The organism is Pseudoalteromonas sp. J010 (genome assembly GCF_003934235.1).
Lineage (GTDB): Bacteria > Pseudomonadota > Gammaproteobacteria > Enterobacterales > Alteromonadaceae > Pseudoalteromonas > Pseudoalteromonas peptidolytica.
Map to the genome: position 1 here is coordinate 82367 of NZ_RDBW01000018.1, position 14182 is coordinate 96548.

Here is a 14182-nt window from a genome sequence, read left to right on the forward strand (position 1 = left end):
AGAGCCCTGAAAAGCCACTTTTTAATATAAAAATGAGTTTATCAGTAAAGTAAAACGGGAACACTAATTTTATAATAATTCATCATTTCTAAATTCTTATTTAATACTAAGGTGTTATTTTTGATAATTGAGTACAGTGTCTATCACACTAATGAGTTCACTTTGTTCTATTGGTTTGGCGACATATCCGTCAAAACCAACCCGCTCATAGAGTGCTTTGTCCTCTGCAAATGCGTTAGCCGTTAGAGCGATAATGGGAATTTGAGGGTGATGTTGTTTTAAGTATTTACAGGCATCAACACCATCCATCTCTGGCATTTGAATATCCATTAAAATGAGATCGGGGGAGTGTTTAGTAGCCAGCTCAATCGCTTCTTTTCCGTTATTTGCAAGGGTGATGTCACCATTGGATTTGTTGATCATTGAACGGACAACCATTTGATTGATTGGATTATCTTCTGCAAGGAGAATGGCAACTCCACTAAGATCTGGTGCCGAGTCTTCAGTATGCGTAGAGGAAGTTGCTATTTGCGTAGATCTTTGTAACGGCAGCTCGACAGTAAACACGCTACCATGGCCAAGTTTACTTTCTACGCTAATTTTACCCGCCATGAGTTCTACTAGTGAGCGAGTAATTGATAGGCCTAAGCCTGTTCCTCCAAACTTTCTGGTTGTTGATTTATCGGCTTGTTCAAACCGGGAAAATAGCTTTTGTATGGTTGTGTCGCTCATGCCTATCCCAGTATCTACCACTTTGATAAGCAAACCTGTCTCATTTTCTAGTGTTGTTACTTGTATCTTAATGTGACCAGACTCGGTAAATTTAATCGAGTTAGACAGTAAATTGAGTAATATTTGCCTCGTCCTTACCTCATCTCCCAACCAATGCTTGTGCTCAAGCATCATGTCTACCTTAAAATCTAACCCCTTATTTTTAGCTAGTACTAAAAAATCAGAGTGCAAATGCTCTATCAACACACCAATATCAAAAACCCGTTGCTCTAGCTCGATCCGGCCAGCTTCTATTTTTGAAAAGTCTAATATATCGTTAATAATTGTGTTAAGTGCCTTAATAGAATAAGTGGCTTTTTCCACAAGATCAGATGCAGTGTTACTAAGCGGCTCTGATTTTAATAATTGTAGGGTGCCATACAGGCCATTCATTGGTGTTCGTATCTCATGACTCATATTTGCTAAAAACATTGCTTTGGCCTTTGCTGCTTGCTCTGCAGCTTCTTTTGCCTGAGATAGCTCCCGTTCGTGTTTAAGCTGCTCTGTAAGATCGTTTGCGATCCCTAAAAAGCCATCGATTTGACCTTGTTCATCTCTTAAAGCAGTAACGTTTAACTTTATTTGGACATGTTGATTTTGTTTGGTGACGTATGTCCAACGGCTAGTGTCTACCTCACCTTGTTTTGCTTTTGCAATAAAGACTTCAAAATCAGGCTGGATCGGCTGTTTCAGTTCATCGGTAAGGGCATGTGCTTTTGCTATTACTTCACTTTTTAGGTGGCAGCTATCTGGGTAGTATTTACCAATTAGCTCAGCTTTTTTATAGCCAAGTAAGCGCTCTGCAGCAGGGTTAAACTGGGTTATATTTCCGCTTTTGTCGGTTGCGATTATGGCGTACCCAGAGCCTTCAACAATGCTTGTATGAAGTTGACTATATTTGACTATTTCTTTGGTGCGGGCTTTTACTTCTTGTTCTAAAGATGAGTTCAACTTTGCAAGTGACAGCGCTTTCTCGGCCTCTACCGCTAGTTTCTCTTTTTCTGCAAGGCGCTGCTGAAGATAGCTCAACAGTAAAATGTAGGTGATAACGGCGAGTAAAAATGAAACCAGTAAAGAGACTTGGAGTATCAAGTTAGGAGAAGTTAGGTTTAGTGATTTTATAAACATTGGGGTAGGAGAGGTAGTTACCTCCCACACTCTACCAAATAGATATAGCTGCTTGGTTGACATATGTTTTGCTGTCACAGCCCCTTTGGGCATAGAGCTGTAAAAGGGGATAGCTGTTACGTTGGTTACATCAGATATTTGAACAGATACATCTTGTCTGAACGACAACAAGGTAGACAGAATTTCATCGACGAGGAGTGGAGAGTATGTCCAACCAACGAGGTTATCAAGATGAATAGTTGTCTCGTGAATATCTACAGGTGTGTTGTAAACGGGGGCGAGGATCAAAAAGCCATACTTAATTTTGTTGTCAGCTTGCACAAGCGTAATAGGAGCGGTAAGTCTCGGCGAATTGGTCGTTGCTGCCTCCAAAGCTGCTGCTCTACGATTCTCCTCAGAGCCGATATCTAGCCCCACGGCTTGTTTATTATTTATCTCAGGTTCAATATATTGAATAACAAAATTACTGTCGGAGTGTGGGGTTAAGTATTTTATCGCAAAGTTATGATCACTACGCTCAGTTTGAGCGCGAGCAACAAAGGTATCGAGCTGTGCCGTAGGAATATATTTTATAAACCCCAGTCCGCGAGCACCGGGATATTCAACCTCAAAGTTAAAAGACTGAATATATTGCTGCATAGCTTGATAATTAAACGGCTGTGGATTTGCGTAGATGGCAGAGCGAAGACCTAGAACCCCATACCAATATAAAGTAACCCGCTCTCGGACTCCCTCGGTAATATGTGCCAAACGGGAAGACAACGCTGATGAAACCTTCTCCGCATGATGCTGTTTTTCTTGCTCAAATAAAACTAGTCCATAAGCCATTCCAACGATAAGTACAACCAGTGCGGCAATGAGCGGCAGAAGTCGAATTTGATAAATACTCGGCAGTGGCACATTAGTTTCCTTGCACGGTTTGTCTACGTCTTATGGTAGTCGAGGTCAGATTGAATAGATAGGAAAAATAGTTTTTATACCGGCTAATAATTTGTGTGCTTAAAGCTGTCGCTGCTCAAAACTGTGTGTGAGAGGTTAGCGACAAGCACGCAAGCTTATCTAGTATTGGGTAAAAACATCTGGCAAGCTTAGTATTATATATTTCAGTTAGTTAACTAACATTCTACATCGAGTTCAGATTAAATAGTTTGTTAAACATAAGTATAGCTTGGGCAATATTTAACAATGCTTGATTGCGAACAGATTGCTTTTGATAGTAATGCGAGCACAGATATAAGTTTATGATAAGGATTTTATGATGCAGTGGGGAGTCATGCCACCAGAGCAAATAGGTTCACAAAAGCGAACCCGCACCCTGGGGCTTAACTCAGTTACCCGCCAGTTTAATGAGCTGGCAGTCCCCGGCCTTGGCGGTGTAAAATATGTCAAACCTGTTTTTCTTGCGTGTTTGGGGATACAAGTTGCTCAACAAGTGCGTGATTTGGGCAAGCATGTCAATAACCTTCAGGTTACGAATGCCATCGAGGCGCTTGCTTGTTACTTAGGTTACAAAGAAAATAATTGGCAACCAAATCAGCGTTTAAGGGGGATCACAAAGTTACGAGCGCCAAAAAATACGACCTATGACACATTTAGCGCCGCGCACTTTTATGTGACTCAACCAATGAGAATGAGTACGGTACAAGCTTTACCAGCTCTTGGTTTAGTCAACTCCAAAGGCGAACGTTTTAATAACTTTCGACTCAGTGAGCAAGGAGCTGATCTGGTTAGCGCAGGTTGTGCGATCACGAAAATTAACGTAACAAATTTTCTTACTCAATGGGTGCTTGGACGAAAACAACTCCCTCATCATCCTTATCAGTTAACTCGGGTACTCGCGCCTCACATTAAGCTTAATACAATGGCTTTGGCCATTTTTCGCCAAGCGCTATTGTCGGGTAATGAAACCGCCGTGTTAAGAAGAAAAGCGATACTGGAGTGGGTCAAGTACGCAGAGTGTAAAGCTTGGAAAAGCTGGCAACGGCCGCATTGTATTGATGCCTCTCATTTCAACGACTTAAAAAGTGGCGCATACTTTTTCGCGCTTAGAGACAAGGCACTGGATTTACTGAATGTGATTGAAGTTCATATCCTGGGTCTGCAGTCTAAAAAGCTAAAATTGTCGGTTAAGCTACCTAACGGCATTCAGGACGCCACTACATTGTTGAGACAAGCTGCCACCGCATTTTTGGCGTTATCCTATGATCCCACATGCAACAAAGAAGCGACAATGTTTGCAAAGTCATGTGCTCAGCAAAGTGATATAGCAGTGATCCAATTTTTAGTTGAAAAAGATGAAGTTGTGCTGCGTTACATAGAGCAATGTATCTTACCTGCGGCAGCCTTTGGCGACCCAGATCCTGTCCATTCGGAGCCAGACAATAAAACACAGCGCTTTGCTCCAAATATCTCATACAGAGTACCGAATATGTATCAGCTCAATAGAGACTTTGAAGGTAAGGAGGATGACACGGATGAGTAAGGAGCAGGCCAAAGCACTTAGTGATCAGTTTATCTCGCCAGCAGGCTATGCAGGGATGTTTGGTCTTATTGTTGGTTACTCTGCCGATGTGCATTTTTTAAACACGGCAATTGAAAAATTCACGCTGCAAACAACAATGCAAAGAGCGTATCAAGGAGCGATGAGATTAGCGCTTGTTTTAGACCCAAAACATGCACAGCTATCACCAACAGCATGTCCTGGCCTTATTCACCTTCCGTTTCGCAGTGAAGGGAAAAGAAACTTTAACTTACTCCACAGCAAAGTGGCGCTGCTGGGGTTTAAATCACTCGTATCTGATGACCATCTTTTTAGGTTAGTCGTATCGACAGGTAACTGGACACGACAGACACTTGAAGACAGTCTAGATTTTGTGTGGTCGATAGATGTGGACTTACGTAGTGACGATAAACAAGGTATCGCTGATATTGTCGCGGCCTATCACTTATTGAGCGACATATTAACTTATGTAGATACACGTATTTTTAATCCCGCCGCAGGAAATATCCACGGCATAGTTGGTGGGCGAGATTATCACAACTTTCATCGTATACTGACAGGAATAAAGCGCACTCAAGGCATAAAAGCTAGGTTTTTCGACAACCGAAAGCAAGCGCTGTGCGCGCAGCTCGCACCACTTATTAAACATCACAGCGGTGATAAAAAACGCAATCTTTTACTATTAGGATCTGGCTTTTACGAAAACTCGGAGCACCGCGGCTCGCCTAAAGTACTTAGCCATATTCATAACACTCTTTTGGAACAAGGGTTACTCAGTCTAGGCGCACAAAAACACATTGTTGTTAATCCAGACTCTTGTCAAGCAGTAGCGCATAGCTTTGGTAGTTTAATAAAAGACAAATGGCAAGTGTACCGAGCTTATGATCCGCTTTCAAAACAAGGCAAGCAAAGCCGAAGCCTACACGGAAAATTTATTTTTTCTGCGTATAAGCAGCGTAACCGGGATAGCTGTGGACAGGCATGGGTGTACTTAGGATCTGGCAATCTCACTAAGCCCGGCTTTACCCAAAAAGCATCTTATCGCGGGGGGAACTTAGAGGCTGGCATCGTATTCAGTCCTAAGGGGTTAACTTGGCATGGCGAAGATAATCCAGACAGTGCGATTAGCAACAAGTTTCCGGTGTGCTTAGAAAAAGAATACCAGGTTACTGATCTTAACAGCCTACAATCAGGCAGCGAGTTTACGGAGCAGCAATCACAACATATTGCGTTACCCATTGCGTACTTTGTAATTACACGCACAGCTCAGCAGTATTGTGTGCTAAAACCAAATGCCCCTTTTACGTCCAAATGTAAGTTCGATAAGCGCCACCGTGGCCAATATCGTGTTAAAAATACTGAACGCATAAATTGGTATGGAGAGACACCTCGACAACTCACGGTTAGTTATCATCAAGATGGCATGACTTTGAGTGCAGATATACCGGTGATCGATGAGTTTGGTCGTATTGCCGCAACTGTGCTGCCACAGTTAGAACTTGATGATGCGTGGCAAGCGTTTAGCGCCTTTCCAAATGCGCTGAGTGTTGCTGATGACAGTATAGACCAAAAGGGGCAAGGCGGCGGTACTGCCAGTGCTTCTAGCTCGACGTCTTCGGAAGATAAAAGCTATCTGATTAACGCAATGATGGGATTAATTGAGCTAATCGCCGAAAAGCAAACACAAGTGTTAGAGCAAGATTGGCCACAGTGGTGTGCTCGACTTGAGCAAACGCTATTGCAGCTAAAGCAAAATGAGGCATTTGCTTATTTTAAGGAGCTTGCGGTCAATCCTTTGTCGCCACTTTGGCATTCACCGTTTCGACCTCAGTTTGCTGAAACAGTAGAAAATGAGCACGGTAAACGTTACGAGAAAACGCTTAGTCGAATTGAGAAAAAGCTCGAGCTAACGCAATTACATAGAATAGGAACAGGTGATGCAATTTGATGGTTGGCAACAGGTAGCGGATCTATTGCTTGATTCAGTCGATGACAATAACCACCTAGATGAAGGGCAAAAAATCAGTGTAAGAGCGATGATTACACGCTTGCAGAAGTCCGGTGTGATCATCGCAGACGAAGTAGGCATGGGCAAAACCCGAATAGCAGTGGAGATAATTAATGCAGTTAAGCGAGCAGGCGGGCGCGTTTTGGTCATTATCCCGTCTAATCTGGGGTTTCAATGGCAAACTGAATTGGCTGCGCGAGACCCATGGTTAAAATCCAAGCCTGTACTGACCAGTTTATGGCGCTTCTTAGATGCCTACAGTGATACCGAGCACGCTTCTGCGTGGTCAAATGAGCAAATAGTCTTGCTCTCTCAGCGCTTTGCAAGTTGGCGAGTGAGTGAAAATTCAAACTCTGCGCGTTTTGCTTTGCTACCTCAGGTTTTTGCGCAGTATTGTAAAAGCACCAGTAAGCGCTTCCCAAAAGGGTATAAAAATTGGTCAAGTAGGCATGCTGGCACAGCTGAAAACTGTGCTAAAGAAATTGTTCAACGCGTTGATAGCCACCCTGTATTGACCGAAATAGTCAAAGAATTTGATTGGCGTCGCGCTATGTTAGATAGCAACTTTTTTTCTGATGAGCAAAATAAAACCTTACTAAAAAAAGCGGTGGGCTTAGGGCTTGGTGAGTTTGACCTTATCGTGATTGATGAAGCGCATAAAAGCCGGGGAGATGAAAGTAGTCTAAATGCTATCTTAGAGCATATTGTGTTACAAACCCCCACTGCACGTCGTATTGCCATGACCGCCACTCCAGTGGAGCTTGATGTGGGGCAGTGGGGCGACATACTAAATCGGATCTGTGTGCCACAATCTCAACGAGATGACATTTTGAAAGTGGCATACCAATATGCGAAAACCATAACGCAACTTAGAAAAACATGGCGTGCAGACCGGAAAATTGTGCAACAGTATCAGGCTATATCTAAGCGCTTTGAACAAGCACTTTCGCCTTATTTACTAAGAAGAGACAAACGTCAAGATAAGTATATTCGTGATTTTTGTGAAATATCTGGGCTATCAATCAATGCTTACCGGCGATATACGCCGATATTGATAGAAGTTTCAGAACTATCGCTGCGGTGGAAGCAAATTGTGTGTGCCGTTGAGGGATTCTCAGCGGCTGCTCATAAGCTACCAGATGGAAAATCAAAAAGAGCGAGGTTAACGCTTGCCAGTGGTCATGGTATTGCAGAAATCATAGACAGTGCAATGAAAGCGCCTAGGTACACCAAAAACCAAGATACCGACGTCGCCACTTATAAAAAGCAGCAAAGGGCAAACTGGTGGCAATCTGTCATTACACAATCCTACCAATCGGGCGAAGCGTCACTGTATAGTCACCCTGCCATTATCAGGGTGGTGAATGAAATAGAGCAAGATTTGCGACAAGGGCAAAAAGTATTAGTATTTGGCAAAATGACCAGACCGATGCGAGCGCTAACCAATTTATTGAACGCCAGAGCCATGCTCAAGTCACTAAAAAAGAAAACGTACTGGCCACAAAGTAAGATATGGGCTGGTGGAAAAAACCACGAAGAGTCAGAAGAATTTGCTGTGAAAATGGCATGCAAGCAGCTAAATATCAGTTGGACACTGACTGAAATAAACCAAAAACTACGCAAACAATACAAAGCCAATGACAAACGGTTAAGTCGGGAAAAAAACACCCTCATTAAGAAGATTGCAAAATCCAAAAAGGTCTTTGACTCAAGGACTCTAGCCTTATTTGAAAAATTTCAAGCGTCGCAGCAAGCCGAGTCAAAGAGTAAAAACATAACGCCTTTTATGCACGCTATTTTTGAACTGGCGGATAAAGCCTCGTCGATCCCTTCATCGGTAGAGTTGGCTAAAAGTTTTATGAGTTTAATGGATGCGGTAAGTGCAAAAGCGGCATGTAGTGAAAGCGATAATCGTAATATACGAGTTTCTGACGAACAGTGGCGTTTGATTGAGGAGCGGGTGAGTAAAGAGTTTGGACACGTGAGAGGTGCGATGGCTAGGTTTATGTATGGTGATACCGATCCGCATAGTCGTAAAGTGATGCAGCTCGGGTTTAATCGCGAGCACAGCTACCCCAGAGTCATGGTTGCTCAATCGACCGTTGGTCGAGAAGGGCTTAATCTCCATAGAGCTTGTCGAGTGGTGTATTTACTACATCCAGAGTGGAATCCGGGGGTGGTAGAGCAGCAAATTGGACGAGTTGACAGGATTGGTTCGCGGTGGCAAAAAGAATTTAAGGCGCATCAAGCAAATCAAGCCAGTAACGGTGAGCTTCCCTTTATTGAAATAAAACCTGTGATTTTTAAAGGCACCTATGACGAATACAATTGGCAGGTACTGCATGCTCGCTGGGATGAGCTGCGCTCACAGCTGCATGGTATCATCTTACCAGGCTCCGAGCGCAGTAATGGTGATGAAGCGCTATATGACAAATTGTGTGCCGTTGCACCGGACTTTTCGCCTAAGTAAACTGAACGTGGGATAATAACTTGTTCTCTTGACGCTGTTATACCTTTCAACAGCGTTAAGTTTTTTTGCAATATTAGCTGATTAACTCAAATCTTATCCCGAGCCAAGCTAAGTAGCGGTGGGGAGTGTGCCTTCTAGGGTCGGATCAGCGCACATCAATAACGCTAAAACTGACTGCTAGAAAGGCATTAATTATCCGAAGCCCAAGTTATTTACTGCATAGTTGCGTACTTACGCTTACGTAATGCGATTGGTGTCTTAAGTGAGTGCCAAAGCTGGCAGCGAGAAAGGTCACAGTTAGTCGACATCTATATTTTTAAGCCCCAATCTTATCTTAATACTTAAGGTAAAAGGTCAAATTAGCTCAAATTTGCCATGTAAATGCGATAATCTGAGCAAATATAGCCAAGCTTACATGCTTGCGTTGTTTGTTGAAATATCTTTGTCATAAAGGGTAGCTACTGTCTGCGCCAAGTTAACAAACCTGAGCAATAAATGAGAGTGCAGTATGAAATGTTTATCTTTCCCCTTATCTTGGTTTCTATGTGGTTTATTTACCTATGGGTGTACAACAAATGCTTATGCGTCTGATGAGCCATGGCTAACGCATGCAGAGTTTATTTACCCTGTTAATACCTTGGGTGTAGATGAACGGCCATACTTAGCTGTCAGTAGCACACAAGGAGTGGCACTACTTGATACACAAGGCAAGGTGCTTTCGAGCATTGATATAAAGTCGGAGCACTTAGACTTTCGATGGCTCCCTGAGTCTTCACAAGTGGGAATATTATCAACGCTTGATATTAACTCGGGTAAAGTTCAGTTGATAAAAGTAGATGTCGCCGAGGGAGAGCTTAGAGCTATGGCTGAGTTTTCGGCAAAAAACACTGCTATCGATGCTTTATGTGTTGGTAGTTCGTCTGAGCATGTTGAACTTTATACTGTGGATGTAGATGGCAGTGTGCAGCAATTGGCCATCAATACCAAAAATATCGAGCACTGGTATTTGCACCCTGTAAGAGATTTTACCGTGGGGCCTAATATAAAATCTTGTACCGTGGACGATACCGCTCAAACTCTATATATCGCAGAAGAAAACATTGGTATTTGGCGTTATTCCGCCAACCCCGAGCATGAGGTAAATCGTACATTGTTACAACTACCCACTGACCTTGAAGTTGAATATGTAGATGCTACCTCATTTGGCGATGTTGCAGTGGTATCACCGGACTCCAATCATATCTGGTTACTTGACTCTACAAATACTACCTTCAACCCAATTGCGCTTACACATCATGTGGCACCTAAAACACTTCAATTACAACGTGAGGGTACATCGTTAGTTGCGCATCTATTCGATGAAAAATCAGGGCACAGTCGTAACATCGAATTGAGCGATATTCCAACCAAGCAAGGTGGTATAACACAAGGTGAAGCGCAGCAAAGCTTTACACCTTATGGTCAAACACAGCCGGTGCAATCATATGGTGATGCGGCAGATGATCCTGCTATTTGGGTAAATAGTAAAGTACCATCACAAAGCCTCGTTTATGGCACAGACAAAAAGTCCGGGTTAAATGTTTATGACCTAGAGGGAAAACTACTCAAATCTCTGCCAGTTGGACGGGTGAATAATGTGGATATTCGCTACAACATTAACGTAAATGGTGAAACAGTAGATATTGCTGCGGCCAGCAACCGTACCTCTCAAAGCATTAGCCTATTTAAAATAGACAGACGAACCGGCTTACCCTCACTGCTTGGCGACTTAAAAACCGATCTGGCAGATCCTTATGGCTTATGTATGGGTAAATACGGCAAAGATTTGGCGGTATGGGTAAACGATACGGATGGGCGCTTTCAAAAATACAATATTGAATTTAACAATAATATGGCCACCGCAACAATGACTATGCAGTGGACGGTGCCAAGTCAGCCTGAAGGCTGTGTTAGTGATGATGAGAACTTGCGACTATTTTACGGTGAAGAGTCAACGGGAGTATGGTTGAAAAACTTGGACGAGAAATCGGCTGATACATTGATAGCAACCACTTCAAGCGACGTACATGCTGATATTGAAGGCATGAGCTTATTTACGGTGAACGATCAACACTACCTTATTGTTGGCGTTTTTGCTGTAGGAGCGAACTGGACAAAAATGATAGATGGTGCCTCAGAAACTGATGGACTTGATGTAACAAGTCACCACCTTGGCCAAGCGCTGCCCGATGGACTCTTGGTTGTCCAAGATGGGCATAATGTAATGCCCAAAGCAGCGCAAAATTTTAAGCTAGTTAGTGGTACTTTATTGAGAAACTGGATACTCGAAAAGATAAACTAAACCGCTCGCCATAAATGCGGTGAGCGGTTAACTTACTTCAAGTGATAAAACCACTGCTTTGGATCATAAGCTGCTTGCTAGCAGCTTTAATACCTGACTAGGATATTAAACTTGGTCAATGCTGTCAGTCAGCGTGTTTGAACAAGTCTGATCATTAATACAGCATTCCGATGTCAAATACTCTATGACAGCCTCTAAAGCGCCGCACTCCAAAGAACAAAGTAGCACTCTACCTTCACGTTTTTGCTTTATCAGACCTGCTGACACTAAAGAAGATATGTGATGTGTGAGTGTTGAAGCTGGTATGTTTACTTTGGCTTGAATATCACCAACAGGGATACCGCTATAGCCCACTTTTGTTATCTCTTTGTATATCGTCAAGCGTACAGGATGCCCTAATTCTTTTAGTATTTTTGCTACATGCTCTAGTTCCATTTATACCTCTGAATTGCCCTCATTACCCGTATGGAGAGTATACATTTTTCATGGGTTCAGACCAAAGTAAAAACAGATATTTCGAATTTCTTCGAAATAAATATTGAACGAATCTTTATTTCGAATATACTGGTAATGTCAAATTGTTTTAGGAGCATTTTATGTCTACAGAATTTATCAGTATGGCAAACGAAACATTAAATATGTTTATGTTTTTAGCCATTGAGTTAACCATCCTTTACATCGTCATTAGTTATGCAATAGGTGTACTACAAGAGTACGTGCCAAAAGAGAAAGTTCAGACGTTGTTAGCTTCTCAGAATGGCCGTGGATATGTGATTGCAGCGGTGCTAGGAGCGATAACTCCGTTTTGCTCTTGCTCAACAATCCCGTTTTTAAAAGGGTTGTTAAAAGCGCGAGCAGGATTTGGCCCAACTATCGTATTTTTGTTGTCTAGTCCGCTGTTAAACCCGCTAATTATTGGCATTCTTGCTGTTACTTTCAGTATTCAACTCGCTGTTTTTTATTTTGTCATCGCCATGGTGGTATCAATAAGTGCGGGAGTGTTATTGGAAAAGCTAGGTTTTGAAAAGTATGTGCGACCAGAAGCGTATGCCGAACAAGAGAAATCATGCACCCCTTCAAATAAAAGCAGTGAAAAGCCATCAACTGAACCAAACCGTTGGATAAAAATCTGGCGCTCAACCTGGAAAGATTTTAAGAAAACCCTGCCGTATTTATTAGTGGGTGTATCTATTGGATCCATTATTTATGGTTTTGTACCTACAGAACTGATTGTTAAGTATGCAGGAGAAAATAAGTGGTATGCCATTCCAATAGCCGCAGTGATAGGTATCCCTTTATACATCAGGGCGTCTGCCATTATTCCTTTAAGTGCTGGGTTGGTTAAAAAAGGGATGGCAATGGGGTCAGTGATGGCACTGATCATAGGTAGTGCGGGCGCAAGTTTGACAGAAGTGATTTTGTTGCGGTCGATATTTGAAAAGCAAATGATAGCAGCATTTTTGACCGTGGTACTCGGCATGGCAATGGCCGCGGGTTATTTGTATTCAGTAGTATTTTAGTTGGTTATTGAGGAGCTTATTATGAATACAGTATTTGATGTAGTTATCATCGGTGCAGGCCCTGTTGGTATTGCGGCTGCTGCTCATGCTAAAAATAATGGATTAGTACCATTGGTTTTAGAAAAAGGAGTAACAGTTGGTAATGCAATTAAAGAGTGGGGACACGTGCGCTTATTTACTAAATGGTCGTATTTAATTGATAAAGAGGTTGAAAAAATACTAAATCATCAGGGGTGGAAAATGCCTAATCTTGATGAGGCCCCCACGGGCAAAGAGTTGGTAGACCAGTATTTAGCTCCAGCGGCAAACGCGGTCGAGTTATCTAAGTATATTAGATATAACGCAGAAGTGATTGCGATAGCAAAAGAGGGTCACAGTAAACACACAACTCAAGACCGTAATGAAAAGAACTTTGTTATTCATTATCGAGACGCAGAGCAAGATGTGCATATCATTCATTCTAAAGCCGTTATTGATGCGTCCGGGACTTGGTCTTCACCAAATCCGATAGGGCGAGACGGTCTACCTGTACCGGGCGAAACCAAGAATAGCGATGCTATTGCTTATGGCATTCCTGATGTACTAGACAAAGCGCGTGATGATTATCAGGGGAAAACAACTTTATTGATAGGTGGTGGACATTCAGCAATAAATGTAGGGTTAAACCTTATTGAATTGCAAAACAGTGCTCCTGATACCAAAATATATTGGGGCTTAAGAGGGAAAAACCTCGATAAACTGCTAGGTAGTGGTATTAACGATAAAGTGCCAGCCCGTCTTAAGCTTGGCCGTGCAGCGCAAAGTGCCATTGACAGCGGTAAGTTAACTCTTTTATCTGACCTGAATGTAAAGCAAATTAGTCGCGAAGCTAAAGGCTTGAAGGTATCACTGACATCCAACGGTTGTGGTTCTCATATTTATGTCGACAAGATAATCGTTGCTACAGGCTTTAAACCAGATTTACACATGCTTAGAGAGATAAGGCTAAACCTTGACGAAGTCGTGGAAGCACCGCGAGGTATTGCAAGTATGGTCGACCCTAACGCCCATAATTGTGGTTCAGTACCTGGTCATGGTGCCAAAGAATTGGTACATATTGATAACAATTTTTATATCGTTGGTATGAAATCTTATGGCCGTGCTCCATCATTTTTGATGCTACATGGATATGAGCAGGTACGCTCGATCACTGCTAAATTGGCGGGAGATGAAATGTCAGCCAATGAAATACGTTTAACGTTTCCAGACAGTGTTACCAATAAGCAAAGTTGTTGTTGATGTCAGAAAGTTTTCTATTAGCAGCGGTTTGTCCTGTTAGGCCGTAAAAAAGAAGTGGCACTGATCCTGATGTGAGCAAATAATTTTGAGGTTATAGGAGCACACTTCAAAAGTCAGCGCCACTCGTTCTCATATCCTTAATTTAGTTTGGCACAGTCTGTGTAAT

General features: G+C 42.5%; 8 protein-coding genes. 6 read left to right on the forward strand and 2 right to left on the reverse strand.

Annotated elements, in window-relative coordinates:
* Nucleotides 1-114: 114 nt before the first annotated feature.
* Nucleotides 115-2799 carry a CHASE domain-containing protein gene (locus EAG18_RS11250; protein ID WP_275557275.1) on the reverse strand — a complete coding sequence of 895 codons (2685 nt, stop codon included), beginning with the start codon at nt 2797-2799 and terminating at the stop codon, nt 115-117.
* Nucleotides 2800-3154: 355 nt separating this feature from the next.
* Here EAG18_RS11250 and EAG18_RS11255 point away from each other — a divergent pair, with 355 nt between their 5' ends.
* The 4 genes from EAG18_RS11255 (at nt 3155) to EAG18_RS11270 (ending at nt 11218) form a co-directional block, all read left to right on the forward strand.
* Complete coding sequence (locus tag EAG18_RS11255) at nt 3155-4381, forward strand: hypothetical protein (RefSeq protein WP_125252474.1); 1227 nt, start codon at nt 3155-3157, stop codon at nt 4379-4381.
* Complete coding sequence (locus EAG18_RS11260; protein ID WP_125252475.1) at nt 4365-6347, forward strand: hypothetical protein; 1983 nt, start codon at nt 4365-4367, stop codon at nt 6345-6347. The genes EAG18_RS11255 and EAG18_RS11260 overlap by 17 nt, the downstream gene beginning before the upstream one ends.
* Nucleotides 6337-8877, forward strand: coding sequence for an SNF2-related protein (locus tag EAG18_RS11265; RefSeq protein ID WP_125252476.1), 2541 nt, complete (start codon nt 6337-6339; stop codon nt 8875-8877). The genes EAG18_RS11260 and EAG18_RS11265 overlap by 11 nt, the downstream gene beginning before the upstream one ends.
* A 508-nt stretch (nt 8878-9385) precedes the next feature.
* Nucleotides 9386-11218 (forward strand): phytase, encoded by a 1833-nt coding sequence (locus tag EAG18_RS11270; protein WP_125252477.1) that lies wholly within the window; start codon nt 9386-9388, stop codon nt 11216-11218.
* 105 nt (nt 11219-11323) lie between these two features.
* On the opposite strand, the gene EAG18_RS11275 is transcribed toward EAG18_RS11270, so the two are convergent.
* Nucleotides 11324-11653 carry a metalloregulator ArsR/SmtB family transcription factor gene (locus EAG18_RS11275; protein WP_125252478.1) on the reverse strand — a complete coding sequence of 110 codons (330 nt, stop codon included), beginning with the start codon at nt 11651-11653 and terminating at the stop codon, nt 11324-11326.
* A 161-nt stretch (nt 11654-11814) separates the two neighbouring features.
* Here EAG18_RS11275 and EAG18_RS11280 point away from each other — a divergent pair, with 161 nt between their 5' ends.
* Nucleotides 11815-12738 (forward strand): permease, encoded by a 924-nt coding sequence (locus EAG18_RS11280; RefSeq protein ID WP_125252479.1) that lies wholly within the window; start codon nt 11815-11817, stop codon nt 12736-12738.
* 21 nt (nt 12739-12759) lie between these two features.
* A complete protein-coding gene (locus tag EAG18_RS11285) occupies nt 12760-14016 on the forward strand; it encodes an NAD(P)-binding domain-containing protein (protein ID WP_125252480.1) in 1257 nt (418 codons plus the stop codon).
* Nucleotides 14017-14182 lie beyond the last annotated feature (166 nt).